This window comes from uncultured Gimesia sp., from assembly GCF_937910335.1.
GTDB lineage: Bacteria > Planctomycetota > Planctomycetia > Planctomycetales > Planctomycetaceae > Gimesia.
This window is the reverse complement of sequence record NZ_CALEMX010000483.1, coordinates 1-25,409: the sequence shown is the minus strand read 5'-3', so window position 1 is coordinate 25,409 and position 25,409 is coordinate 1. Positions and strand designations below refer to the sequence as shown.

The following is a 25,409-nucleotide window of genomic DNA, read 5'->3' as shown; positions in this document are numbered from 1 at the left end:
CTTTTTCACTTGATTCTGAAGCAGATGTGGTGAACAGCAAGGGGTTACTCGAATTTCTCTTGAGCGATTATTCCATGATACCACTACGAGGATAGGAGCCCATTGCCTCCAGTCGAACGACTCGTTTTTCCAGTTCGCTGATGGTGCGTTTGATTTGGGGTTCCTGAATATGTCCCTCGAAGTCAATAAAAAAGAGGTAACCTGGTTCGTCGCCTCTTAAGGGGAACGATTCAATCCAGGTCAGATTCACTTTGTTTTTCTTGAAGATTTGCAGTGTATCTGCCAGTGATCCAGCGGAATGTTTAATTTGTACTAAAATGGCAGTACGATCTGAGCCCGTTGGATCACAGACTTCTTCTCCAATAACGGCAAAGCGAGTCACGTTATTGACGTTATCTTCAATGCCTTCCACAATAATTTGCAAATCATATTCAACCGAAGCCTGATGGCTGGCGACCGCTGCTGCGCCTGGTTTTGTCGCCGCTAATTGCGCTGCCGTTGAAGTACTGGTGACTTCATGTAAGTGTGCCTGTGGCATATTTCGTGAGAGCCATTCACGACACTGGGAGAGCGCCTGCGGTTTACTGTAGATTTCAGTGATTTCACTCCGTTCACAGCGTGCGAGCAGATTATGATGGACGGCGATAAGGACTTCACCACAAATTCGGAGTGGAAGTCTGGTAAACATATCGAGTGTATCTACGACGCGTCCATCGGTACTGTTTTCGATCGGGACGACACCAAATTCCGTATTACCTCGATTCACTTCTTCGAAGACGGATCCAATGGTGTTAACAGGGACCATATCTGCCTGATCCCCAAATCGTTCGAGGGCAGCCAGATGTGTGTAACTATATGCTGGTCCGAGATAGGCAACACGTTGGGGGTGAATCTGTCGACGGGCAGAACTCAGAATCTGTCTGAATACCCCTCGAATCGCATTGTTGGTCATGGTGCCAGATGCGTTGATTTTTTCTATGTTTTCTCTTAGTTCTTCGTCTGATTTCGGGTCGAACATTGCTTTGCGCGGTTCGGGATCCGATTTAATCTGCTTGACGGTCATTGCACAGCGTTTATTGACCATTTTTACAATTTCGCGGTCAAGTTTCTTTAGTTCAGACTGAAGCGAGGCAGGGTTGCTTTTGCTGCTTTTTCGGACGACTGGTTTCTTGTCTGCGACTGTTTTTTTGGCTGGCGACTTCGAGGTGCTTGCTGAAGTGCGTTTATTAACCGCTTTTTTCTTGGCCATCGGAATCTTTCAGGATGCGAGTCTCGTTTCTGTCTCTCAGAAAATGAACGGTAGACAGATTACACACCCTCCCTGGTTGTGCTGCATTGATTACTGCCAGTTTCACAATTGGATTACAATCCCTTAAGCATAATCAGTTGGGGATTTCTCCCGATTTTTACTACTGATATATTTCATAAAACATTACAGGGTAATGAGTTATAGTTGTCTTGCGTGGTAAAAGTCTGAGGATGCTTCCAAAGACTTTTAAAATAACAGCTCCGTCTTCAATTGTTCTAGTTTGTACCGCCGGATTTAGGGACTGTCAAGCGGTTGAGCCTTTGCTGTGAATCGTTTAGACTTTATTCTGATAGAAGCACGTTGCAAACTGCCAATATGTCATTTTGTTGTACAGACAGTCCTGATTAAGGTTGATGCCAATATGGCAGTTTTTATGGTTAGCTATTTCGAAGGCATAAAGTCTTCTAAATTATAAGTCATTGTATATAAATAATTTATGGGTCAATATTGGCTTCAGGCTGCTGCTTGGCACACTCATTGCTAAATTGAGATACGGCAATCCGGTTTTGAAAAATGAACTGGCTTCATTAGATCTGAAACATAGAACATGAGTGGTGTACCAGGCTGTGAGATTCGTCTTGAATCCGTCTTTTGTACACATCTGAATCAAGAATAAAAAAGAGGAGAAACAGGAATGTCATCTCAAGGTGAAAAGATCATTGGAATTGATTTAGGAACCACAAACTCAGTGGTTTCCATAATGGAAGGTGGGGAGGCCAAAGTGATTCCCAACCTGGAGGGAAACCGGATTACCCCGAGTGTGGTCGCTTTCACAGATAAAGGCGAGACGCTGGTAGGAGAGCCGGCAAAGCGTCAGGCTGTGACGAATCCCAAGAATACGGTTTATTCAGTAAAGCGATTTATGGGACGTCGACATAATGAGGTGCAGAGCGAAGAAAAAATTGTACCTTATAAAATTATCGGTGGTCCGGAAGATTATGTCAAAATTGAAGCAGGTTCCAAAACCTATACTCCACCAGAAATTTCTGCTTCGATCTTACGAAAGCTGAAAGAAGCCGCCGAAAGTTATCTGGGGCACAAAGTCAATAAAGCAGTGGTGACAGTTCCCGCTTACTTCAATGATGCTCAGAGACAGGCGACTAAAGATGCCGGACAGATTGCGGGTCTGGAAGTATCGCGTATCATCAATGAGCCGACGGCTGCTGCGTTGTCATACGGTTTAGAGAAAAAGAACGACGAAAAGATTGTGGTCTTTGACTTCGGGGGCGGTACATTTGATGTATCCGTTCTGGAAGTGGGAGACGAAATTATTGAAACGTTGAGCACGAATGGTGATGGTCACCTGGGTGGTGATGATTTCGATGAAGAACTGATCAATCACATTGCTGACTCTTTTAAGAAAGAGCAGGGGATTGATCTGCGGGATGATGCAATGGCATTACAGCGATTGCGTGAAGCCGCAGAAAAAGCCAAGAAAGAATTGTCTTCTTCTCAAGCAACCGATATCAATTTACCGTTCATCACTGCAGACAGTACGGGTGCAAAACACTTGCAGATGCCAATTACTCGCGCAGAATTCGAGAAATTGATTGACCCGCTGGTGGAACGTTGTCGAAAGCCAGTTGAGCAGGCAATGAAAGATGCCGGACTTGATGCCAGCCAGATTGATGAGGTCGTGCTTGTCGGTGGATCGACTCGTGTGCCCCTCGTTCACGATTTTGTGAAGAAAATCTTCGATAAAGAGCCTCATAAAGGGGTCAATCCTGATGAAGTCGTTTCCATAGGTGCTGCGATTCAGGGTGGAATTATCTCTGGTGATGTTCAAGATATTGTGTTGCTCGACGTCACTCCGCTATCGTTGGGCATTGAAACCGAAGGGGGAGTGATGACCAAACTGGTTGAGCGCAACACAACCATTCCCGTTACCAAGGATCAGGTGTTTTCAACCGCGGCGGATAATCAAACTGCAGTGACCGTGCGAGTGTTCCAAGGTGAGCGGCAGATGGCTACTGACAATCGTTTGTTAGGTCAGTTCAATCTGGAAGATATTCCACCTGCACCACGTGGAGCGCCGCAAATTAAAGTGGTATTTGATATCGACGTGAATGGGATTTTGAATGTTTCGGCAAAGGATGTTGCTACCGGAAAGGAAACATCGGTCAAGATTGAACAGTCCAGTGGTTTATCTGAATCTGAGATTGAAGACATGCAGCGTCAGGCAGAAGCACATGCAGATGAAGACAAGCTGAAAAAGGAACTGGCTGAAGCGAAGAATAATGGTTCCCGCATTGTTTACGATGTCGAAAAGCTGTTGAAAGAGCATGCTGAGAAAATAGATGACTCTTCCAAGTCAGCAATAGAAGCATCAGTGAAAAAAGTAAGTGATGCGATCGAAACCGATGATGTCGCTGCAATCAATACTGCTTGTGAAGAACTGCAGCAGGCGACTCATGCATTTACCGAGCAGATGTATAAAGAGGCTCAGGCTGCAGGAGGTGGCGAGGAATCGGCTTCGGAGAGTGGAGCCGGAGCTGCGGCAGCTGAAGAAGAAGATGTCATTGATGCAGAATTTGAGAAAAAAGACTGATATGAATCATATTCTGATTGAGGGAAGAGGGACTCAAGAATTGTCTTGAGTCCCTGGTACCCGCGTTCAGAAAACTTTTCGAGTTTGATGGTAATTTTTTAAACACACATCGTAATTCGCAGGCACCATTTCGACCCACCTCACCGAGCCTGTGACATAACCAAGTATAGATGCGTAACTATTTTTGATCGTTGGCTGGTTATTTCTTAAGATCATCCGAGCTGTTAAATTGCTGCGCAGCGTACAGATAGAATGGGAGGAGTATGATGGCGTTTCGATTTGAAAAACTAACAGTCAAAGCACAGGAAGCGGTACAGCGTGCTCAGCAGACGGCTGAGGATTTTGGCCAGCAGGAAATAAAACCACTGCATTTGTTGAAGGCTCTGTTAGATGAAGAGCAGGGGGTGGTGAAGCCACTGATTCAAAAAATCGGTTGCAATCTTCCACAAATTCAGAAAATGGTAGATGACGAAATCAATCGTTTGCCCAAAGTTACTGGTGCAGCGATGCAGGTCGGCATAGGTCAGGCGATGCTTCAGGTACTGCAGGCTGCGCAGGATCGTGCCGACCAGATGCAGGATAGTTTTGTCTCAACAGAACACCTGTTGTTAGCCTTTACGACAGTGGACGATCCGTCAAAGCGACTTCTGGAGTTGAATGGCATTGAAGAGGATGATGTCTTGTCTGCATTGCAGGCAGTGCGGGGTGGTCAACAGGTTACTGACCAAAACCCGGAAGAGAAATATCAGTCGCTGGAACAGTACGGAAATGATCTGGTGGAATTGGCGCGTCAGGGCAAGATCGATCCGGTTATTGGTCGAGACCAGGAAATCCGTCGCGTTATTCAAATTCTCTCCCGCCGTCGAAAAAATAATCCGGTGTTAATCGGAGAAGCAGGAGTCGGAAAGACGGCGATAGTGGAAGGTCTTGCGCATCGAATTGTGATGGGCGATGTACCACAAAATCTGAAAAATAAACGAGTCATTGCATTAGATTTGGGGGCATTGATCGCTGGGACCAAATATCGTGGTGAATTCGAAGATCGACTGAAAGCGGTTCTGAAAGAAATCGAGCAGGCCAAAGGTCAGATTATACTGTTTATCGATGAATTACACACGGTTGTCGGGGCAGGAGCTGCGGAAGGGGGAGCAGATGCTTCGAACCTGTTAAAGCCAGCTCTGGCTCGGGGTGAGCTGCATTGTGTGGGAGCGACGACACTCGATGAATATCGCAAATATATCGAGAAGGACCCTGCGTTGGAGAGGCGTTTTCAACCAGTGGTCGTGCAGGAGCCTACTGTAGAGGATACGATTTCCATTCTACGTGGTTTAAAGGAACGCTATGAAACACATCATGGTGTCCGAATCATGGATGATGCGCTTATTAATGCAGCGACATTATCTGATCGTTATATCAATGATCGTTTTCTTCCCGATAAAGCCATTGATTTGGTCGATGAAGCAGCCAGTCATTTGCGGATGGAAATGGATTCGATGCCTTCGGAAATCGATGAGGCAACGCGTCAGTTAACGCGAATGCAGATCGAAGCGGCTGCGCTGGCAACCGAAACAACGGCAGAGAGTCAGGAGCGGCTGGAAGAGTTACGAAAACAGATCGCTGACCGAGAAGAGAGCGTCAATGCTTTAAAAACTCGTTGGGAAACGGAAAAGGAGGCGCTGGCAGGTCTGCAACCTTTGAAGGAAGAGATCGACCGGTTGAATACTGCATATGAGCAGGCCTTTCACCGGGCTCAGCAAACGAATGCGAACGAAGATTATTCCACAGCTTATAATTCAGAGCAGGAATTGAATGCTGCTCGTCAGCGTCTGTCCGAAATGGAACAACGAGTGACAGAATTGGGTGATGACACGGGTGAGCGTTTATTACGCGAAGAAGTGACGCCGGAAGATATCGCGAAGGTGATCAGCATGTGGACCGGGATTCCCATTTCGAAAATGTTGCAAGGTGAACGAGAAAAACTGTTGCGGATGGAGGATGAGATTCATCAACGGATGATCAATCAAAATGAAGCAGTCGAAGCGGTATCGAATGCCGTTCGCCGTTCTCGCTCTGGTTTACAAGACCAAAGTCGCCCGATTGGTTCATTTATGTTTCTGGGACCTACGGGTGTCGGGAAAACGGAGTTATGTAAGGCACTTGCAGGTTTTCTGTTTGATGACGAACGTAATATGATTCGCATTGATATGAGTGAATTCATGGAGAAGCATTCTGTATCACGATTGATTGGTGCGCCCCCGGGATACATCGGTTATGAAGAGGGGGGGCGATTGACGGAAGCAGTGCGGCGTCAGCCATACTCGGTTGTTCTATTGGACGAAGTAGAGAAAGCACACCGTGATGTGTTCAATATTTTATTGCAACTGCTTGATGATGGGCGTCTGACTGACAGTCATGGTCGAACGGTAGATTTTTCAAATACCATTATTGTGATGACTTCCAATATCGGGAGTCAGACCATTATGGATTTGTCTGGTAAGGAAGATGAGCAGCTCATTCAAAATCGTGTGATGGATGCACTTCAGCATGAATTTTTGCCCGAGTTTCTAAACCGGATAGATGAAGTCATCGTTTTCCATCCGCTGGGACGGGATGAAATACGCCAGATTGTCGATTTGCAGTTGAAGAATCTGTCTGCATTGCTGGAAGACAATGGGTTTACATTGGACGTCTCAAATGCTGCCAAGGATCAGTTAGCTGAAGAAGGCTATGATCCTTCCTATGGAGCGCGTCCATTAAAGCGAGCGATTCAGCAGAATCTTCAGAATCAATTGGCGAACAAGTTACTTTCAGGAGACTTTTCGGAAGGGGCTACAATTATTGTGGACGCTCACGAAGGATTGTTTCTGTTTTCAGAAAAGTAACAGTAAATAGATGTTTGTGTATTTTAAAGGCACACTGCTTTGGACGTGCCTGTCAGAAGCGGTGCTGGTCCAATCAATTCATTCTGGATTGTGCGATATGACAGCCGATTGACTGACTGCCATATTTTGGTCTATTACTTTTGCGCATGAAAAAACGACGCTGACTTTTAAAAAGTGAGCGTCATTTTTTTATAACTTCTGCGAGAAACTTTTTCAGGCGGATTCTTCCAAAACAACAAAAGGGCTGATTTTGCGAACTTTTTCTTTGATCGCTTCTTTCTCAGACTCGTCTTTTGCTTTTGCAAATTTCGCGCGGAGTTGTTTCAGTTTGTGTTTCCGGATTCGACGTGAAGCGAGCTCACGTCCTTTTTCAACACGTCCCATTTCTCAAATATTCCTGATTAGGTGAAAACATTGTGTTCGAATGTATATATTTCGATTCAAGTAACCGATTCTAACATCTCTTGTGGTAAGGGGCAACGATCAAAGCAAGGCATTTTGACAGAGATTTCGAGAGAAGATCCATTTTTGAATTCGGGTTGACCCCATCTTGATTCCTTGGTATTTCACTCAATTCCCCTCTCTTTCATCTCTTTTTTTGTTGATCCTCACTCTCACTTTTCAGAAATCTTGCCCGGAATGGGGAGATTTACATAGTGTTTTGCAGTCACTCCACATCGATTTGGAAAAAATCTGTTATGTTATTTCAGTCTCGCCTGGCTGTTTTTCTGATGATTGCGCTGGGTTTTCTCCTGGGAGATGTCGTGGGAAAAATGGCTTTTGCTCAGGGTCTGCCTGCATTGCATAATACCGAAGCGTTATCTAATTCTCCGGCAGTACGTCATCGCACAATTTTTATGCCTCGCGATCAAGAGATCGAACTAGTGGGTCAATCGCCGCAAGTTCCCGATGTTTTAGACGCTGAGGCCCGGGATGCTCTGGGGATTCCTCCTCAATTGCTGGAGGAAGATCAGTCCTGGAGTGAGTTACCCGAAGATGGTGAAGAAGTTGAAACGTTTGTACCATTGATTGCGCATAAACGTGCGACGGCAGGTACTACATGGTTGCCTGGTAATGGTGATGAATTAGGGATATTCAGTTTGAATTTATCGGAAACTTTGGATTTTCCCCGTTCCGAGGGCTTTACGGTCACTCCCCGGTTCGGTGTACATTATCTGGATGGTCCCGTACGTACTGACTTGCCGGCGCGTGTTTATGATACTTCAGTTGCTTTTCGCTGGTTTAAAAAATTCAATGAGAAATGGTCATATGAACTGGAAGTCGCACCGGGAGTTTACAGCGATTTTAAAAATGTGACCTCTGACTCTTTGCGCATTACGGGACGAGGGCTCGCTTACTATATGCATTCGCAATCCAAGCAATTTGTAGTGGGAGTCGTTTATCTGGATCGTGAAGATCTAAGTTTGCTTCCCGCTGCGGGTATGATTATGTGGTTTAGTGAGGGATCTCGTCTGGAACTGATTTTTCCGAAACCCAAGTTTACTTATCGCATTGAAAAAGATGAATCAAAAGAACGCTGGCTGTATGCCGCTGGCGAATTTGGTGGAGGTTCCTGGGGAATTCGGCGCGGTGCAGCGGGGGTTGACGATGTTGCCACTTACAGTGATCTGCGATTGATTGGTGGTTTAGAAACCAAGCATACCAATGGCATGATCAGCCAGTTTGAAATTGGCTATGTATTCAATCGCAAGCTGGAATACAAATCACAAGTTGGCGATTACGATATTTCTCCCACCGGTATGGTTCGTTATCAACTGACATTCTGAGGATTACAGGTCAGATTGGATATCGATCCAGGTCCGTTTCTCAAACGATTCGAGAACCGAGTCGGCAACGAGTTGGGCTAAAGCACCATGATCGAAGCCTGGAATGGCATCCCGTTCCTCTACGATCGCTGAAACAAATTCGTAGACAAGATCATAACGAAAGACAGTACTCGGAACACCTTCGTGAGGCTGTCGCGGACTGCCCTCGATGACCAGATATTCTTCCGGAACTGGAAGTTTTTCCATTGTCTGTCCTGGTTTTCCGATCAGGATATGATTGGGATCAGTCAGTTGGTAAGCGGCGGAACCTTCGGAGCCATTGACTTCCGCCCATTCATAGCCAAACCCATCATTGTGATAACCTTTCATCAATGTAGAACCTTCCCAGACACCGACGGCACCATTTTCAAATTGTCCGATGAGTGAAGACCAGTCATCCACTTCCGATGGTTCACAGGGCAAACCGTCGGCAGTTTGATCCCGGGGAACGAACTGGGCCACGGCGCCGCAGATGCTTTTGATGGGGCCGAGTAAGTCCTGGGCGAAGTCGATGCGATGAATCGTCATATCAAACAGGTCGCCGGCACCCGCCAGTTTTTTGCTTTGTCGCCAGCCCCAGCTGGATTCAGGCCAGTCGAGAAACCGTTGACTGCGGAAGTGGCGAGGTGCTCCCAGCGCGCCTGACTCCACAAGGTGTTTTACATACCGCATGGAAGGAGCGAAACGATAAGTGAAGGCTGTCATATGCCGCAAGTTGGCATCGCGGGCTGCGCGATACATTTCCGCAGATTCAGTATAGTTCAACCCCAACGGCTTTTCGCACATGACATGTTTTCCGCCACGAATGCAGGCCAGCGCGATTTCATGATGCGTAAAGTTGGGAGTGGCGATTATGACAGCATCGATCTCTGGGTCACTGGCAATTTCTTCATATCTGGTGGTGACTTTGGTTTTTCCCCAATCGGCCTGACGTTGTGCCAGTAATTCTGAATTGGGGTCGCAGATGGAGACCAGTTCCGCGCGCGGATCGATGTTAATGCCTGGGACATGATGATAATCGGAAACGGCACCGGCACCGATGATTCCAATACGAACTGAACCTGTCATGTATGATCCTTCGTGCGTGACTACTGAATATTGTTGGATTGATAAGTTATTTTTGATGCAAGCTGGCGAGAAGTGTGAGCGCTTCTTCCCGGGTATTGATCAATCCCTCCAATTGCGCATCCCGAATCTGTGTGAGCAGTTCTTTGAATTCCGGGCCCGATTTAATGCCAAAAGCGATCAGGTCATTTCCCGTGATGAGCGGAGGAGGGTTCAAAATCTCTGTGGGAGTATGATCTCGATACTGGCGAGAAAATTCAAGCTCGTCCAAAGTTCGTTGTTGAGAAATCAGATCCGCTTGAATCAACTCAAACAAAAAAGGGCAGTTTTTGTGTGAAAGCAGTCGTTTGAGTTGAGAAAGTTTTAATGTTGAGGCAGTTGTGAGACTCTCTCTGTGCTGAACCAACCAATAAATCAAGTCCAGATCATGGTTCGAAAAGCGAAGTCGTTTACAAATTTGATGAATCTTGTCGAGCTGATCGGCTGGTTTTTTTGCTGGCAAGTCAAGTAATAGTGTAGCAAATGCGGTCTCAAAGTTGTTTGAACTCAGTTTTTCCAGGCGAAGTAGTGTGAGTTCCCAGAGCGACTTTTGTTCCTGCTCTTCCCATAAAAAAGCCAATTCAGGGATGATTGAATTTAATAAACCAGAACTCTGAACCAGCTCAATGGCATGGCTGCGGTTTGGATGTATCAGCATTTTTCGTAATTCGACGGCGATTCGTTCAGGACTTACTACACAGATTTCACTTGCCATCGTTTGAATGGCTTCAAATGTGACTTCATCCAGTCGAAATCGGAGTGTGGAGGCAAAGCGTATGGCACGTAGGAGCCGAAGTTTGTCTTCCTGCATACGTTCCAGGGGGTTGCCAATGGCTCGAATGATTTGTTGTCTCAGATCGGATTGTCCATTCACAAAATCATGGATCGATTCTGTTACTGGATCATAAAACATGCCATTGATGGTAAAGTCTCTACGGTGAGCGTCTTCTTCTGCTGTCGTGAACGTCACATTTTCGGGACGACGTCCATCGAGATAAGGGCCTTCACTGCGAAATGTGGCGACTTCGACATCAAAGTCCGGCTGTGTGCCTCGTACAATGATGACGCCAAAGCTGGCTCCCACTGCTAAAGTCTGTCGTTTTCCAAACAGGTCGCGGACTTGATCCGGTAGCGCATTGGTTGCGATATCGTAGTCCTGAGGCTCTTTTTTCAGTAACAGATCACGTACACAACCACCCGCCCAGAGAGCCTGGAATCCGGCGTCACGTAGTTTTTGGACCACTTTGACCGCGGTGTGATATGCTTCTGTGTGCTTCATGAGTGTTGGGGTGTCTGTAAAAAAATGAGATCTGATTGCTGTCGACTTGTAATCATAGCAAGTTCTGGTCAGTTATCGACTTATGTTCGTTAATTTTTGGACGATAATGTGGAGTTCCTCATTCAATTTCGTCTCGAAGGTGGGTTCTTCAGGACAGAGAAAAGAGGCAGAAGGTTCAGAAAACGGACTTCGCAAAGAGTGAGTAATGGCGTAGAATGGATCGTTCGATATGGTTTTTCTCCTGGCTCAAATGGGTTCATTCATCAATGGCACTCAATATGACCAGAACAGACGCAGGATTCAACATTTTGAGAGGTACACACGGTATACGCTTTGAAGGGACCCGTTTCTGGGTTCTTCACCGCAAGAGAGAGTATGGACCATTTGATTATGAATGGAGCCATGATTTCTTGGGGGTTGAGTTTATGTACCATGATCACAAATTTGGCGAATATTGCAGTGCCGACGAGATATTCGCAGACCTGAAGCAATTTTCCTTACCCATGCGTGTGGTTGAAGTTGCCAGTCTTACGATTGGCATGGTCTTGTACGGTGTTCTGAATGGACTTCCAGAAACGCTCTGGAAAGAACTTTTAAGGCAGCGACTGGATGAGAGCGGGTTCCAACGCTTTGATTTTAGTGAGGATGGTCCAGAACGACTTACCGGTTAACAGATTGATTTCTCGGCAGAGCGTCATTTTTTTCTTCTGACCTGCCAGATAATCGATCGCGGTGAGACGGTCATTTTATTTCAAATCAACGGTATGAATAACTCATAAGGTACATAGATATATATACTCTTATGATGTTTTCAACTGTTTTTCTAAAATGCCGGTTGATTTAAAACAAGTGTTTAATACAATTGTTTTAAACAGGGGATTGAACCGCTGTTTTTCATTTTTCCAGACAGTTTTGTCGTCAAGTTTGCCTTCTCGCGCTATAAAGATTTGGGATGAAGAACTCATGTCGTCTTGTAACGTTCGTGATCGATTACTGGAGGTGGCCGGGCCTGTTTTTTCAGAAAAGGGCTTTGAGAAGACCACGGTTCGTGAAATTTGTCAGAAGGCAGATGTGAATCTGGCCAGCGTCAATTATTATTTTGGCGATAAAGAGCAACTCTATCTGGAAGTAATTTGCCTGGCTAAAGAGATAGGAGTTTCGCGCGCTCCCCTACCGGGATGGACGTCTGAAACTTCACCCGAACAAAAATTGCGAGACTGGGTCACTACATTAGTGAGACGGATGTTAGGTACGGGAGAACTATCCTGGAGCAATCATTTGATTATGCGTGAAGTGCTGAGACCTACGAAAGCTTGCGAACATTTGATTCAAGAATTATTTCGTCCCTTTGTAAATGTGGCAGACTCGATCTTGAAGGAGATTCTGGGAGAATCAGTCCCTGAATTTCGACGAATGCAGTGTGTATTCAGTATCGCAGCGCAATGCCAATTCTATCGAGTTTCCGACGGTCTGGTGACCTTGATGCTGGGGCAGGCAGAAAAGGACTCTCACTATAACATAGAGCAGTTAGTCGAACATATTCTCCAGTTTTCATTGTCAGCAATTAAGAATCTGAAGCAGGAATTAAGAGAGTCCGAAATCGAATCTTCTTCACCCGTTCATCGCATTTGAATGTTTTCAGACAGAATAGAAGTCATTATTAAAACAGACGATTTTGAATAGCAATTTACAAGAAAGATTAGCAGGACAATGTAAAAGGTTTGCGTCGGGGAGATCCAGTGCCAAGAAATCGAATCCACTCTTGTTCACAAATTGAATTGTGATGTCAACAATTATTGTGACACGTTTCATTATAGAAAATAGTCATGTCAGATTTGAAAATAGAAAAACCAAGAATTTTTTATCACAAGATCAAACATATTCTGTTGCCGATTTTCATCATCGCGATTGGTGGGGGAAGTTTAGTTGTTTTGAAGGCCATGAAAAGAGAACCGGTGAAGAGTGAACAACTTCTTGAAGCTTCAGCACCGCTTGTTTTGACTGAAATGATTGGTCTTTCCGAATCCGGTATTACCATTACCGTCGACGGAGTAGTGGTTCCTTCCCGAGAGGTCAAACTTGCGGCAGAGGTTTCTGGGAGAGTGCTCTATACCCGTGATGGTTGTAAAGTAGGAAATATCGTTCGTAAAGCAACTGATCAAGAACGCGAAGTCGCGGGTACTGTGAATCTATTAATCAAGATTGATCCTCAAAATTATGAGCTGGAAGTAAAACGTCTTACTCAGGAACATGCACAGGCACAAGATGTCATTGATGAACTGGAAGTCGAGATTGATAATTCGAAAGCGGTCGTTGACTTAGTCCATGAAGAGGTTCAGCTACAGAAAAGACATTTGAACCGCGTCGAGAAATTACGTGCAAAAAATGTTGTCTCAGATACTGACTATGAAGAAGCCAAGCGTACGGAACTTGCCGCGCGGAATTCGCTGCAAAAATTAACCAACGAATCGGATTTACTCAAGTCACGACGTAAACGGATGGAACATGCTCGCGATTTGGTTGGCGTGCAACTTTCAAGAGCCAAGCTGGATTTGAGTCGCACGCGCATCTATTCACCGATCAACGGAGTTATCGTTGAGGATTCGGTTGAGAAGGATGGTTATGTGAAAGTTGGTGATCCACTGGTTACGATTGAAGACACATCGGCTGTTGAGGTTCGTTCCAACTTGCGCATGGAAGAATTATACCAGCTCTGGCAGCACGCTGCTCTAACAGCGAGAAAAAGTCAATCAGAGTCAGGGGTAACTCAAACCAATCGGCATAATCTGGGCTATCAACTTCCTCAGCTTCCTGTGAATGTGCGCTATGAATTAGGGGGAAGAACGTTTATCTGGAAAGGCAAACTTTCTCGCTATGATGGAATCGGTCTGGATGAGAAAACCAGAACGGTTCCCTGCCGGATTGTAGTTTCAGATCCTGAAGCTTCCGCAATTTTAGTCAATGGCCGTCCGACAGATCAGCTTGTTGGAGCGCCTCCTTTAACGAGAGGCATGTATGTTTCCATAGAAATTCCGCTCGAAGGTAATGTCGCATTACTGGAGATCCCCGAAATGGCGGTTCGCCCCGGGAATCTGGTTTGGGTTGTGAGAGAGGGGAAACTGCATGGCGAAAAGATCCGTGTTGTGGACACGAGTGGCGAACAGTTGCTGGTTGAACTGGGGGCTTCCGGACTTAAGTCGGGGGATCAGGTTGTGACATCTCCTTTGAGTGTTGCATCAGAGGGAATGCGGGTTCGGAAAAAAGGAGAGGCGGAATGAAGTCGCTCATTAAATGGGCAATCAATAACTCGCCTGCGATGAACACCTTGATGGTCACCATTCTGGGAGTGGGGCTGGTTTCATTACTTTTTATGCGTCGAGAAGTTTTTCCGGAGTTTGAACTGGAAATCATTCTGGTATCAGTACCCTATCCGGGGGCCAGTCCTGATGAAGTGGAAGAAGGGATCTGCCAAAAAATGGAAGAGGCAGTCCGCTCGATCGATGGTATTAAGAAAATCACCTCGATTGCCAATGAAGGTTCTGGTTCTGTGGTGTTGGAATTGAGGGCCGATGTGCCCGATGTCCAGAAAATATTAAACGAAGTCCGTTCTGAAATCGACCGTATTCCCAGCTTCCCCGAATTGGCTGAAGACCCTGATATTCAGCAGATTACTTTCAGACAGGTGGCGATCGATGTCGCGGTGATTGGTCCTGAAGAATCAGATGAGAATAGTGAGTGGGAACTGCGCGCCGTGAGCGAACGGATTCGAGATGAACTGCTTCAGCTAAAGTCCGTATCGCAGGTTAATATCGCGGGTGCGCGAGATTTTCAAATTGATATAGAAATCCCAGAAGCCACCCTTCGGAAGTATGGTCTGACATTGCAAGATGTTGCCAATACCGTTCGCAGGGAAAACCTGGAGTTGCCGGGAGGGAAATTAGTAACAGACTCACATGTATTGCTGTTGCGAGGAAAGAATAAACATCTAATTGGAAGTGAAATCGAAAAGATCCCTCTGGTGACAGAGCCCGGTGGGGTCGTGTTGACAGTCGCTGATCTGGGGCGTGTTCGGGATGAGTTTACTGATACTACGATGATCAGTGAAATTAATGGAAAGCCGGCTTTATCGGTTTCGGTTGAAAGAACGGCACAAGAAGACCTGTTGCAGATTGTGGAGGAAGTTCGTGCTTATGTAAAAACAGCGAGTCTGCCTCCCGGTTATTCATTGAAGCTGTGGAGGGATCAATCTGTTGATGTGCGTGATCGAATGCAGTTATTAAGTCGAAATGGTGTGCAGGGACTGATTTTAGTTTTTATTACACTGGCGATTTTTCTGGAGTTTCGGTTAGCGTTCTGGGTCGCTTTGGGCATTCCTATTTCGATGTTTGGTGCCTGTGTCGTCTTATACTATACCGGACAGACATTGAATATGCTTTCCATGTTTGCATTTCTGATGGCCCTGGGGATTGTTGTTGATGACGCGATTGTTGTCGGGGAAAATATTTATGAACATCGACAGATGGGCAAATCCATATTCCAGGCCGCCGTTGATGGTGCGACCGAGGTGTTGCCTTCCGTTTGTGCTTCTGTAACAACAACCGTTATTGCGTTTATGCCCTTACTCTTTGTTTCGGGGATCATGGGGAAATTTATTGCCGTGATGCCTATTGCCGTCATTGCAATGTTAGTGATTTCACTTTTAGAAAGTATCTTTATTCTACCCTGCCATTTGGCGCATGGGAAAATAGATTCAGAGCAGAAGGTTGGCTTTGTGGGTCGAAAGTTGAACTGGTTTATCGACCGCTGTTATCTGCCTGCTTTAAAGTCGGCATTAGATTATCCTTCATCAGCCCTGGCGGTGGCAGGGGCGCTCCTCCTGGTCTCTGCTGGTTTGATCATGGGAGGTTTTGCGCCTTTTAATATTTTCCCGAAAACCGATTTTCGGATGATCGAAGCAACGGTTGAATTTCCAGATGGAACCCCTCAATCTATTACGGGAGCGGCAACTCTGCACATTCAGCAGTCGTTTGAAGAATTAAACAAGCAATATGAAGAGCAGCATGGTAACTCACTGATCAAACTTGTACGCAGAAATGTTGGGTTTGGAACGCGGGATGAATCTGGAGGGGGCCTCGGAGGTTCTGTCGAAGGCAGTCATGTCGGTAAGGTCAGCGTCGAGATTGTAGAAGCAGAAGAACGCACGCTTGGTAGTGAAGAGATTATTGATTTATGGAGAGAACAGATTGGTGAGCTTCCGGGAGTTGATCGTCTGACGATCAAGTCTCCCTCAATGGGACCGGGAGGCAAACCGATTGAATTCAAACTGCTGGCAAGCGCTGAAAATCTGAATGACCTGGAAGCGGCAGTTGAAGCCAGTAAGCAGGAGCTGGCAAGTTACCCGGGTGTGAAAGACATCAATGACGATTCGAGTCCCGGAAAATGGGAATTCCAGATTAAAATCAAAGATAATGCCCGCGCTATGGGTGTTCCGCTGGCGGATGTGGCAGAGACCGTTCGTGCCACTTATTACGGTGAAGAAGTGATGCGGCTGCAACGGGGGCGCCATGAAGTCAAGCTGATGGTTCGCTATCCGAGAGAAGAGCGGCGTTCTCTGATGGGCTTTGATGATATCAGGATTCGCACTGGAGATGGATCGGAACGCCCCTTAACGGAATTAGCTGATGTTACCGTAAAACGAGGTTACTCTGAAATCAACCGTATTGATCAGAAACGGTCCATTACGGTGTATTCCGATTTGAATGAGAAAGAAGGGAATGCGCGCGAAATTGTGCAGGCAATGAAAAAGCCGGGAGGCTTTATGGATCAGTTAACAGAGAAATACCCCGATGTCCAAGTACGCTGGGAAGGGCAGCAGGAACAGACGGATGAATCTGTCAATAGTTTAATCATTGGGCTGATGATTGCCTTAGCATCAATGTTTGCATTATTGACAATCGAGTTTCGTTCTTATGTTCAACCATTAATTGTGCTTGGAATCATTCCGTTTGGAGTGATCGGTGCCGTATTTGGTCACGCGATTCTGGGAATGGAAATGACACTCTTTTCTTTATTCGGTCTGGTTGCTTTAACCGGCGTCGTGGTGAACGATTCCATTGTATTAATCGACTTTATTAATCATCGTATAGCAGACGGTCTTCCTTTAAAAGCGGCATTAATGGAAGCGGGTCGTCGTCGTTTTCGTCCTGTTTTATTAACCTCGATGACGACGATCGTTGGCCTGGCTCCCATCTTAAAAGAGACATCGTTTCAGGCACAGATTTTAATTCCGATGGCAGCCAGTCTGATTTTCGGCTTGATGCTGGCAACCGGTCTGGTCTTATTTCTCATTCCCACTTACTATTATTTGTATGCCCGGATTATGGGAGCACAACCTGATCAACCCTGGGACCGAAAAATTGATGAATCGGAAGCCACAACGGTATATAATGCAGAAGAAGACCAATTCCCGGAAATTGTGCCTGTTTGAAACAGAAGCTTGCAGGATATGATCAAATGGATACAGTCTTGCTTGTTAATCAGGCATCTGGTTAGGATACCCCGACCCTTGGATCTGTGAGTCTGTTTGAACAGTCAGAAAGAAGTCTCGCTTCTTTTAGGTTTAGAATGATGAAACGCGTATTACTCAAATCGAAAATTCACCGTGCTACCGTCACCGAGGCCAATCTGGAATATAATGGAAGTGTGACCATTGACCAGAACCTGATGGAAGCGGCAGACATTGTTGAATATGAGCAAGTACAAATCTACAACATCACTTCAGGTACCCGACTGACCACTTATGCAATCACTGGAGAAGCAGGTTCTGGAGTCATTTGCATCAATGGCGCTGCAGCGCATTTGATGAAGCCCTTTGATCTGGTGATCATTGCCAGTTATGCAGAGTACAAAGGGAAAAAAGCGCGGAGGCACCAACCCAAGGTGGTTTTGGTTGATAGTCTAAACCATGCGGTTCCTGCAGAGAGTTCTGTTGCCTTCGAGACTGAATAAGAGAGTGCCTTGGGAATGTGCTTTGTGCGTAAGCTTTAAGCATTCTTGTTGTCCTGATGTCGAATGAATCAGGCGATACAGGCTCGTTTTCAAAAACTTTCCGTCTACCTCTTTCTTCACTCCCCATGACTGACTATGATAATGGTACGTTCGCCATCTTTTTGTGCATCTGGTTGCAATATTTTCATGCTGTATTAGTAGGGCCTGAGTCATCTCTTTGGAATGCCAAGCCGAATTACGAGATTTCATTATTCAGAGACTTGCTCCTGGAGCGACTCTGATTATTTTACCCTGCGAATGAATAGGATTTCTGATACTAAGAATGGAAGACGATCGCCCTATATTAAAAGAGATGGTCGGAGACAGTCAGGCCATGCGGAACGTCTATCGACTGACCCGCCGCGCTGCCAGTAGCTCATCGACTGTACTGCTGACTGGTGAAACCGGGACTGGTAAAGAGTTGATTGCCAAAGCCATCCATGAGTTGAGCCCCCGCGCCACAGGCCCTTTTATTCGAGTGAATTGTGGTGCGCTCAGTGAAAGCCTGCTGGAGAGTGAGCTCTTTGGACATATTAAAGGCGCGTTTACCAGTGCCGTCGAAAATCGGACGGGGCGTTTTGAAGCGGCCCATGGCGGTACGATCTTTCTGGATGAGATCAATTCAGTCAGCTTTACATTGCAGGTGAAATTATTGCGAGTACTGCAAGAGCACGAATTCGAACGGGTTGGAGACACACGCTCGATTCAGGTTGATTGTCGCATCGTAGCGGCCACGAATCGAAATCTGTTGGATGAGATTGAAGCCGGACGATTTCGTGAAGACTTATATTATCGTTTAAACGTCATACCAGTTGATTTACCACCACTGCGTAATCGCTCAGAGGATATTCCGGAATTGCTCCACTTTTTTGCAAAGCAGTTTTCTGCTGCAGAGGAGATTCCATTGCCTGATTTTTCTGATGAGGTGTTATCGACCTTCAAAAACTATTCTTGGCCGGGAAATGTGAGAGAATTACAGAATTATGTCGAGAGATTGATTGTGCTGTCTGGTGAAGATGGACTATCTCTTGACTTATTACCGGGACATGTCACAGGGAAATCAGCTTCTCGGTCGCATGCCTCTCAGACACTGGATCCGGAGACTCTCTGTCGCGAACTGGTCCGTTTGGAATTGCAGGAAGTAGGGGATTCCTCTACTAATGTGCATACGCATGTTGTGTCACAGGTGGAAAAAGAATTGATTTTGCAGGTTTTACGGTCCTGTCAGGGAGTTCAGACCAAGACCGCGACACGATTGGGAATCAATCGTAACACGTTGCACAAAAAAATCTCCGAGTACGAATTAGAATCTGAAGCAAGATGACTTGCCCTTCACTTGCTGAACAGCCCTATAATAGAGAGTCGTTCTGATTCTCCTCAGTGACAGAGAGCCTACCACTTTTATTCTGTCGTTTTTATGAAGTCTCAAACATGTTATCGAATGTGACAGTTTTCTGTTTTATGGCCAGTTATCTCGTGGCCTTCGGGTTAGAGCTGGCCAGATTTCTGCGAAAAAAAAACAAGTTCATTCGGCCTCTCATTTTCCTCTTTTCCTTTGCAGGGCTGGTGGCACAAACCGCTTACATCTTTAATCAAGCCCAGAAAACACAACTTCCTCCCTTGTTGAGTTCATCACATGACTGGCTGATCGTCTTTTCGTGGTTACTTGTTTCCATTTTTCTGTTCATCAATCTGATTGATGAACAGCTTTCGATTGGTTTGTTTCTGTTTCCACTGGTTCTGGTTTTGGTGATTTCGTCTTATTTTGTGGATAATGTCACGAATGCATTGGTGGAACCAGCAATTCGCTCGTGGGCATTACTGCACGCTTCATTGCTGGTACTGGGTGGTGTGGGGATCGGGCTCTGTTTTGTGGTCAGCGCAATGTATCTGGTTCAACATCGTCGACTGAAAAAGAAACAGAACTTTTCTGAAGGTTTCCATCTTCCCAGTCTGGCGAAACTGTCACGTTTGAATCGCTGGGCGCTCATGATTTCTGCACCACTTTTAACCGTGGGAATGGGAATTGGGATTGGATTGGGAGTTTATGTTCGTAAAGGCGCTCAGTCGATTTCGTTCTATGACCCGGTGATTATTGTATATGAAATCGTCTGGGCAGTCATGATGATCAGCGTGATTTTTATACTCAGAACGAAGCAACCGAATCAAAAACATATCGCGCAGTTAACGATCTGGACCGGGGGGTTGCTGTTGTTGACAGTGATTGGTATTCAGATACTCACAAATGTGCGACTTCTGAATTTTGACAGCTGGCATTCTCACTATTCAGCGCCTTTGATGGAAGTTCAACAAACATCTGCAGAAAGGACGATTTCGTGAATCTGCAGGTCGTTTATTGTAACCACCAGACGGCGGGATTGGATGTGCGCGAAAAACTTGCTTTTTCTTCGAAAGAACAGTTGGATAGCGCCTATTCAGTTCTGAAAAAATCGTACCCTGATACCGAGATGGTTGTGATTTCGACCTGTAACCGGGTTGAGCTTTATACGGCCACCCAAGAGTCTGAAAGCGGGCCTTCTCATCAGGATCTGGCAAAATTCTTTTCGGAATTTCATCAGGTTCCCGTCAGCGATTTTTTCGAAGATTTTCTGGAGCGTACCGGACCGGATGCCGTCAGGCATCTGTTTCAAGTGGCTTCCAGTCTTGACAGTATGGTGCTGGGCGAACCACAGATTGTCAATCAGGTGAAAGAAGCATATCAACGTGCGACGGACAATGCCTTATGTGGTCCCTTGACACATGCGCTGTTTCAGCAGGCGATTCGTGTTTCCGCTCGCGTGCGTACAGAGACACAACTTTCTGAAGGTCGCGTTTCGATTGCCAGCGTTGCAGTGGGCACATTCGGAAAAGGGATTTTTGAACGTTTTGATAATAAAACGGTTTTAATCATCGGCGCTGGTGAAATGGCTGAAGAAACTCTGATTTATCTGAAAGATGAGGGGGTGGATCAGATCGTTGTTGTGAATCGCAGTCTGGAAAATGCACAGAAGCTGGCGACCAAAATTGGAGGTGAGGCAAGGCCTTATCAGGATCTGGAAGACTGCATGGCTAAGGCGGATGTGATTGTAAGTACAACGGGATCCAACCAGCCAATTGTCGATGTTCCCTGCTTTGAGCGAGTTTTAGAGAAGTCGGGTAACAAAACGTTTTTTATTCTCGACCTGGGAGCGCCCCGAGATTTCGATTCTGCTGTCGGTGAAATCAATGACAATATCTTTCTTTATGATATCGATGACCTGGAAGCAACCTGCGAAAAAAATCGGCATGCGAGACAAAAAGAAGTCGAAAAAGCACTGGAGATCATTGATGAAGAAACAGATCGCTTCATGCATGGTATTTATCACCGGGCCACGGGGCCAATCATTAAACAGCTCAGGGAGCAGTGGCACGAAGTTCGTGAACAGGAAGTCGAAAAACTATTTGGTAAACTTTCACATCTGGATGAGAAAGATCAGGAATTGATCGAACGTTCCATTGAGCAGATTGTGAATAAACTGCTGCATCCCCCGTTAGAAGTGCTAAGGCAAGAGGCCAGGGAGGGTACTCCACACGGATTACTTAAGGCACTCAAGCAGCTGTTCCATATTCGGGACTGATCGAGCTCTTTTACGCGTCTGTCTGGTTCTGGTTTTTCGTCGGCAGGTTCACCAGAATGGCAGCAACCACCGTTAACAGAATATTGAGACTGTTTATGTATTTAGAAGCCTGATGGTAGGATCTGAACTCTGCCGGGCGCGGGCTTCCGGGAGGGGTGATCATCGATTCCAACGGAGTATAGATCCAGAAATAGTCGATCAGACTGAGACCCAGAATAATCAGAACCAGACAAAAAATAAGATTGGATCTGAAGCGAGAGATCTCTTTAATCTTTCGTATTCCCAAACATCCCAGAATTGATCCCACTAATAAGACCCAGGCGATCGTATAATAGACGGGGAAGTGTAATGAGATGAGTTGATCTCTGACCAAGGAGTCAAAATGCTTAAAAGTCACATCCTGAACACCGGTAATGACAAAGATCACGGCCGCGCCAACCCAGGCTGACAAACAGAATCGAATTAAAACCAGACTGAAGGACTGCATAGTTCACTTTGAAAAAAATAGATCTTTTGATTAGCATTCATACGTCATTCGTATTTTCAAATAGATATCCCTCAGAGTAAACAATATTCTGAGAGACATGAAACCCATTTGATCTTTTGAGATCATGAATTACCAAAATAGATGGTGCGGGGATGGAAAAATCAAAACAGTTTGCCAGCGTTGATTGCACTGGGGGCCGTTAAACGTAAAGATTGTTAATAAATTCAGCAGATTCCTTAAAACATGCTTTGGGTGAGATAGAGAATCCTTAGAGTGTCGGTTACGATAGAATAACGCTGAACAAGATGGTGTAGTGGTTTAAACCAGAATTAAGACTGTATCAACACGGTGATCAAATATGAAACGAACTAAGATTTTAGTATTGAAACAACGTTCCGCGGGACAGAATGAATTACTTTCAAGAACCATTTATTCCCGGCTGAGATGGTTGGGATTATTGCTGGCGATCGGTGTGAGCCTGTCATTTGCTCAAGCCGCTGAAAAGTCAAAAGCGATACCCAAATCGCCTTTATCCCCGGCTGAATCATTGAAACAGACTGTGGTGCATCCTGATTTCGAAATGCAGGTTGTGGCGTCGGAGCCCAATGTCATCAATCCGGTTGCTGTGGCGTTTGACGAATCTGGTGTGCTGTGGGTCGTGGAAATGACTGATTATCCGCACGGCCCCAAACCTGGTGAATCGCCAAAAAGCCGCATCAAATTACTGCGGGACAAGGATCAGGATGGATTCTACGAAACCGCATCTGTTTTCGCAGACAAGTTATTATTTGCCACCGGTGTCCAGCCCTGGAAAGGGGGATTGATCGTTACTCTGGCGGGTAAAGTTCAGTTTATGAAAGATACAAACGGTGATGACAAAGCCGATATCGTGGAAACATGGTTCACCGGATTTAAAGAAGATAACTCTCAACTGCGTGCGAATCATCCTACATTGGGTTTGGACAATCACATTTATATTTCCAATGGATTGCGTGGTGGATCGGTCATTTCCACGCATCCCGAATGGAAGAAAAAAGCAAAACAGGTTCCGATTAATGGTCTTGATTTTCGTTTTCATCCACAGACCGGACATTACGAATCGATATCGGGAATTGGTCAGTTTGGTTTGACTTTTGATGATTATGGAAACCGTTTTGTCTGTACGAACCGGAATCCGAATAAACATATCGTTCTGGAAAATCGTTATCTTAAGCGGAACCCTTATCTGGCGGTGAAGTCTGTTTATCATGATGTCTCTACAGATGGAGAAGATTCCCGCGTGTATGCCATTAGTCGTCCTTGGACGACATCCACATTGCATGCGGGGCAATTCACAGCCGCGTGTGGCGTGACGATTTATCGAGGTGGCCTGTTTCCCAAGAGTTTTTATGGGAACAGTCTGACTTGCGAACCGACGGCAAATCTGGTTCATCGTGATATATTGACGCCGATGGGAGCCACTTATGATTCGAAGTATGGTCGTGATCAGGTTGAGTTTATTGCCAGTCGTGATGAATGGTTCCGCCCTGTGAATATGGCCAATGGTCCCGATGGTGCCTTGTACCTGTGTGATATCTATCGCGCAGTGATCGAGCATCCCCAGTTTATGCCCGTGGAATTAAAAGAACGTTCAGATTTGAATGATGGCATCGATCGCGGGCGCATTTATCGCATTGTTCCCAAGAATGCCAAAATTGACAAAAGCGTTTATACGGCTTTGAAAAATGCAACTCCGCAACAATTAGTCTCTGCACTGTCTTCTCAAAATGCCTGGCAGCGCGAAACGGCCGCCCGTTTAATTTTTGAAAGACAGGACGCTTCGCTTCTGCCTCAATTAGAACAACTGGTTTCCAGTGGGAAAGTGGAACAGGCCCGAATTCATGCGTTGTGGGCATTGGAAGGAATGGGCAAATTAAGCGATTCTATACTGAAAACGGCATTGAAAGATAAATCTCAACGAGTGAGAGAGCAGGCCGTTCGATTAAGCGAACCACGTTTGTCAAAAAATACAGAACTGAAAAAAGAGGTTCTTTCACTTGTTGATTCTGCCGATGGCCGACTGCGATTTCAATTAGCGATCAGCCTGGGTGAAGCAAACGATGCCTCTTCAATGGTTGCCCCCCTGGCACAACTGATGCTTAAGGGTGCCAGTGATTCCTGGACGCGAGCGGCTGTTCTATCTTCTGCCCGTGAGTCTACGGTAGCGATATTCAAATCGTTTCTGGATCAGCTCACAACAAAAGGCAAGAAGCAATCCAGTCAACCAGGAATTTCCGATGCGGTTCGGGAAATGGCTGCGGTGATTGGTCCGCGTCTCAAAGCAGATGAAATTCAGGAAGCCCTTTCGTTGATCTCCGGTCTGGATACCAAGCAGTATCTGGCGCTGCAGGTTGCCGGGTTTGAGGGATTAGGGACGAGTTTGGCACGCCGAGGTAAATCGATTGCACAATACCAAAAAGGTCTGTCTGCGGCTGATCAAGAGAAGTTGAAAGCCTTCTATCAGAAAATTGTCGATACTGCTGCTGATCCTCAAACACCGCTTGCTCAAAAACTAAGTGCGATCGGAGTCTTACGGTTTGTCGGTTTTGAAGCGAGTGGCAAGACACTACTTTCTTTAATTCAGGACAATCCCTCACAGGCAATCAAAATTGCAGCCATTGGTGCAATCAGTCCTTATTCAGAGGATCAGATTGGCGTTATTCTGATGGAGGGGTTTGCCAAACAAACTCCCGGTATGCGACGCGCGATTCTGGATGCGATGCTATCAAATATAAATCGAACCAACCTGTTACTGGATGCAATTGAAAAGGATCTGGTGAAAATTTCTGAACTGGGTCCCTCGCGTTCGACTCGATTATCACGTCACCGTGATGCCAAAATCAAGAAACGCTCTGCTGCGTTATTTGCTGCTGCGATTCCCGCAGACCGTCAAAAAATTCTCGCCGCCTATCAGAAATCACTGAAGTTGAAGGCTAATCCTTTGCATGGCAAACAGGTTTTTATCAAGAACTGTGTCACCTGTCATAAAATTGGAGATGTCGGCGTGAATGTCGCACCTGATATTGGAGATTCACGCACGAAAACGCCCGAGTATTTACTGACGAATATTCTCGATCCCAACCGGGCCATCGATGCGAACTTCTTCAGTTACACGATCATCACGATTGATGGAGTGGTTCATACCGGAGTCATTTCTTCCGATAGTGGTTCTGCGATCACATTGAAGCAGCCTGAAGGAAAAACGATTACCGTGCTCAAGGAAGAAATTGAAGAAATGAAATCCAATGGCGTTTCATTAATGCCTGTCGGC

17 protein-coding genes are annotated in these 25,409 nt (G+C 45.9%); 12 read left to right on the top strand and 5 right to left on the bottom strand.

Annotated elements, in window-relative coordinates; all coding sequences use genetic code 11:
* Nucleotides 1-67: 67 nt before the first annotated feature.
* On the bottom strand, nucleotides 68-1,249 hold the full coding sequence (pheA, locus tag Q0668_RS19550; RefSeq protein WP_298867727.1) for a prephenate dehydratase: 1,182 nt from the start codon (nucleotides 1,247-1,249) through the stop codon (nucleotides 68-70).
* Between the two features lie 694 nt (nucleotides 1,250-1,943).
* On the opposite strand from pheA, the gene dnaK reads away from it, so the two are divergent.
* A complete protein-coding gene (gene dnaK / locus Q0668_RS19545) occupies nucleotides 1,944-3,857 on the top strand; it encodes a molecular chaperone DnaK (RefSeq protein WP_298867725.1) in 1,914 nt (637 codons plus the stop codon).
* Nucleotides 3,858-4,123: 266 nt separating this feature from the next.
* Entirely contained in the window at nucleotides 4,124-6,739 is a 2,616-nt protein-coding gene (clpB, locus tag Q0668_RS19540; protein ID WP_366918966.1) for an ATP-dependent chaperone ClpB, read from the top strand.
* Between the two features lie 213 nt (nucleotides 6,740-6,952).
* Here the strand turns inward: clpB and Q0668_RS19535 are convergent, their stop codons facing one another.
* The gene (locus Q0668_RS19535; RefSeq protein WP_298867721.1) at nucleotides 6,953-7,123 is read right to left on the bottom strand and encodes a DUF6800 family protein; all 171 of its coding nucleotides are present in this window, start codon (nucleotides 7,121-7,123) and stop codon (nucleotides 6,953-6,955) included.
* A 314-nt stretch (nucleotides 7,124-7,437) separates the two neighbouring features.
* On the opposite strand from Q0668_RS19535, the gene Q0668_RS19530 reads away from it, so the two are divergent.
* Nucleotides 7,438-8,526, top strand: coding sequence for a DUF6268 family outer membrane beta-barrel protein (locus tag Q0668_RS19530; RefSeq protein WP_298867720.1), 1,089 nt, complete (start codon nucleotides 7,438-7,440; stop codon nucleotides 8,524-8,526).
* 3 nt (nucleotides 8,527-8,529) lie between these two features.
* Here the strand turns inward: Q0668_RS19530 and Q0668_RS19525 are convergent, their stop codons facing one another.
* Together Q0668_RS19525 and Q0668_RS19520 are read right to left on the bottom strand one after the other, a co-directional pair.
* Complete coding sequence (locus tag Q0668_RS19525; protein WP_298867718.1) at nucleotides 8,530-9,633, bottom strand: Gfo/Idh/MocA family oxidoreductase; 1,104 nt, start codon at nucleotides 9,631-9,633, stop codon at nucleotides 8,530-8,532.
* 46 nt (nucleotides 9,634-9,679) lie between these two features.
* Nucleotides 9,680-10,948, bottom strand: coding sequence for a CCA tRNA nucleotidyltransferase (locus tag Q0668_RS19520; RefSeq protein ID WP_298867716.1), 1,269 nt, complete (start codon nucleotides 10,946-10,948; stop codon nucleotides 9,680-9,682).
* A 215-nt stretch (nucleotides 10,949-11,163) separates the two neighbouring features.
* On the opposite strand from Q0668_RS19520, the gene Q0668_RS19515 reads away from it, so the two are divergent.
* The 8 genes from Q0668_RS19515 (at nucleotide 11,164) to hemA (ending at nucleotide 21,612) form a co-directional block, all read left to right on the top strand.
* On the top strand, nucleotides 11,164-11,619 hold the full coding sequence (locus Q0668_RS19515) for a hypothetical protein (RefSeq protein WP_298867714.1): 456 nt from the start codon (nucleotides 11,164-11,166) through the stop codon (nucleotides 11,617-11,619).
* Between the two features lie 292 nt (nucleotides 11,620-11,911).
* On the top strand, nucleotides 11,912-12,580 hold the full coding sequence (locus tag Q0668_RS19510; protein WP_298867713.1) for a CerR family C-terminal domain-containing protein: 669 nt from the start codon (nucleotides 11,912-11,914) through the stop codon (nucleotides 12,578-12,580).
* Between the two features lie 194 nt (nucleotides 12,581-12,774).
* Nucleotides 12,775-14,226, top strand: a complete 1,452-nt coding sequence (locus Q0668_RS19505) for an HlyD family efflux transporter periplasmic adaptor subunit (RefSeq protein WP_298867711.1) — start codon at nucleotides 12,775-12,777, stop codon at nucleotides 14,224-14,226.
* Nucleotides 14,223-17,435: an efflux RND transporter permease subunit gene (locus Q0668_RS19500; protein WP_298867709.1), complete on the top strand. Its 3,213-nt coding sequence runs from the start codon at nucleotides 14,223-14,225 to the stop codon at nucleotides 17,433-17,435. Before Q0668_RS19505 ends, Q0668_RS19500 begins: the two co-directional genes overlap by 4 nt.
* Nucleotides 17,436-17,575: 140 nt before the next feature.
* A complete protein-coding gene (panD, locus tag Q0668_RS19495) occupies nucleotides 17,576-17,956 on the top strand; it encodes an aspartate 1-decarboxylase (RefSeq protein WP_366918965.1) in 381 nt (126 codons plus the stop codon).
* A 322-nt stretch (nucleotides 17,957-18,278) separates the two neighbouring features.
* The gene (locus Q0668_RS19490; RefSeq protein WP_298867704.1) at nucleotides 18,279-19,319 is read left to right on the top strand and encodes a sigma-54 dependent transcriptional regulator; all 1,041 of its coding nucleotides are present in this window, start codon (nucleotides 18,279-18,281) and stop codon (nucleotides 19,317-19,319) included.
* Between the two features lie 107 nt (nucleotides 19,320-19,426).
* Complete coding sequence (locus Q0668_RS19485) at nucleotides 19,427-20,335, top strand: cytochrome c biogenesis protein CcsA (RefSeq protein ID WP_298867702.1); 909 nt, start codon at nucleotides 19,427-19,429, stop codon at nucleotides 20,333-20,335.
* Nucleotides 20,332-21,612: a glutamyl-tRNA reductase gene (gene hemA, locus Q0668_RS19480; RefSeq protein WP_298867700.1), complete on the top strand. Its 1,281-nt coding sequence runs from the start codon at nucleotides 20,332-20,334 to the stop codon at nucleotides 21,610-21,612. Before Q0668_RS19485 ends, hemA begins: the two co-directional genes overlap by 4 nt.
* A gap of 10 nt (nucleotides 21,613-21,622) precedes the next feature.
* On the opposite strand, the gene Q0668_RS19475 is transcribed toward hemA, so the two are convergent.
* The gene (locus Q0668_RS19475) at nucleotides 21,623-22,099 is read right to left on the bottom strand and encodes a hypothetical protein (protein ID WP_298867698.1); all 477 of its coding nucleotides are present in this window, start codon (nucleotides 22,097-22,099) and stop codon (nucleotides 21,623-21,625) included.
* A gap of 358 nt (nucleotides 22,100-22,457) precedes the next feature.
* On the opposite strand from Q0668_RS19475, the gene Q0668_RS19470 reads away from it, so the two are divergent.
* Nucleotides 22,458-25,409, top strand: a 2,952-nt coding sequence (locus tag Q0668_RS19470) for a PVC-type heme-binding CxxCH protein (RefSeq protein ID WP_298867696.1), incomplete at its 3' end; no start/stop codon positions are given.

What these genes read in the sequence shown, in the direction of transcription:
- Q0668_RS19525 (WP_298867718.1), bottom strand. Translation starts at nt 9,633, where the DNA reads ATGACAGGTTCAGTTCGTATTGGAATCATCGGTGCCGGTGCCGTTTCC.
- dnaK (WP_298867725.1), top strand. Translation starts at nt 1,944, where the DNA reads ATGTCATCTCAAGGTGAAAAGATCATTGGAATTGATTTAGGAACCACA.
- panD (WP_366918965.1), top strand. Translation starts at nt 17,576, where the DNA reads ATGAAACGCGTATTACTCAAATCGAAAATTCACCGTGCTACCGTCACC.
- pheA (WP_298867727.1), bottom strand. Translation starts at nt 1,249, where the DNA reads ATGGCCAAGAAAAAAGCGGTTAATAAACGCACTTCAGCAAGCACCTCG.
- Q0668_RS19505 (WP_298867711.1), top strand. Translation starts at nt 12,775, where the DNA reads ATGTCAGATTTGAAAATAGAAAAACCAAGAATTTTTTATCACAAGATC.
- Q0668_RS19500 (WP_298867709.1), top strand. Translation starts at nt 14,223, where the DNA reads ATGAAGTCGCTCATTAAATGGGCAATCAATAACTCGCCTGCGATGAAC.
- Q0668_RS19535 (WP_298867721.1), bottom strand. Translation starts at nt 7,123, where the DNA reads ATGGGACGTGTTGAAAAAGGACGTGAGCTCGCTTCACGTCGAATCCGG.
- Q0668_RS19475 (WP_298867698.1), bottom strand. Translation starts at nt 22,099, where the DNA reads ATGCAGTCCTTCAGTCTGGTTTTAATTCGATTCTGTTTGTCAGCCTGG.
- Q0668_RS19515 (WP_298867714.1), top strand. Translation starts at nt 11,164, where the DNA reads ATGGATCGTTCGATATGGTTTTTCTCCTGGCTCAAATGGGTTCATTCA.
- Q0668_RS19530 (WP_298867720.1), top strand. Translation starts at nt 7,438, where the DNA reads ATGTTATTTCAGTCTCGCCTGGCTGTTTTTCTGATGATTGCGCTGGGT.
- Q0668_RS19490 (WP_298867704.1), top strand. Translation starts at nt 18,279, where the DNA reads ATGGAAGACGATCGCCCTATATTAAAAGAGATGGTCGGAGACAGTCAG.
- Q0668_RS19485 (WP_298867702.1), top strand. Translation starts at nt 19,427, where the DNA reads ATGTTATCGAATGTGACAGTTTTCTGTTTTATGGCCAGTTATCTCGTG.
- clpB (WP_366918966.1), top strand. Translation starts at nt 4,124, where the DNA reads ATGGCGTTTCGATTTGAAAAACTAACAGTCAAAGCACAGGAAGCGGTA.
- Q0668_RS19510 (WP_298867713.1), top strand. Translation starts at nt 11,912, where the DNA reads ATGTCGTCTTGTAACGTTCGTGATCGATTACTGGAGGTGGCCGGGCCT.
- Q0668_RS19520 (WP_298867716.1), bottom strand. Translation starts at nt 10,948, where the DNA reads ATGAAGCACACAGAAGCATATCACACCGCGGTCAAAGTGGTCCAAAAA.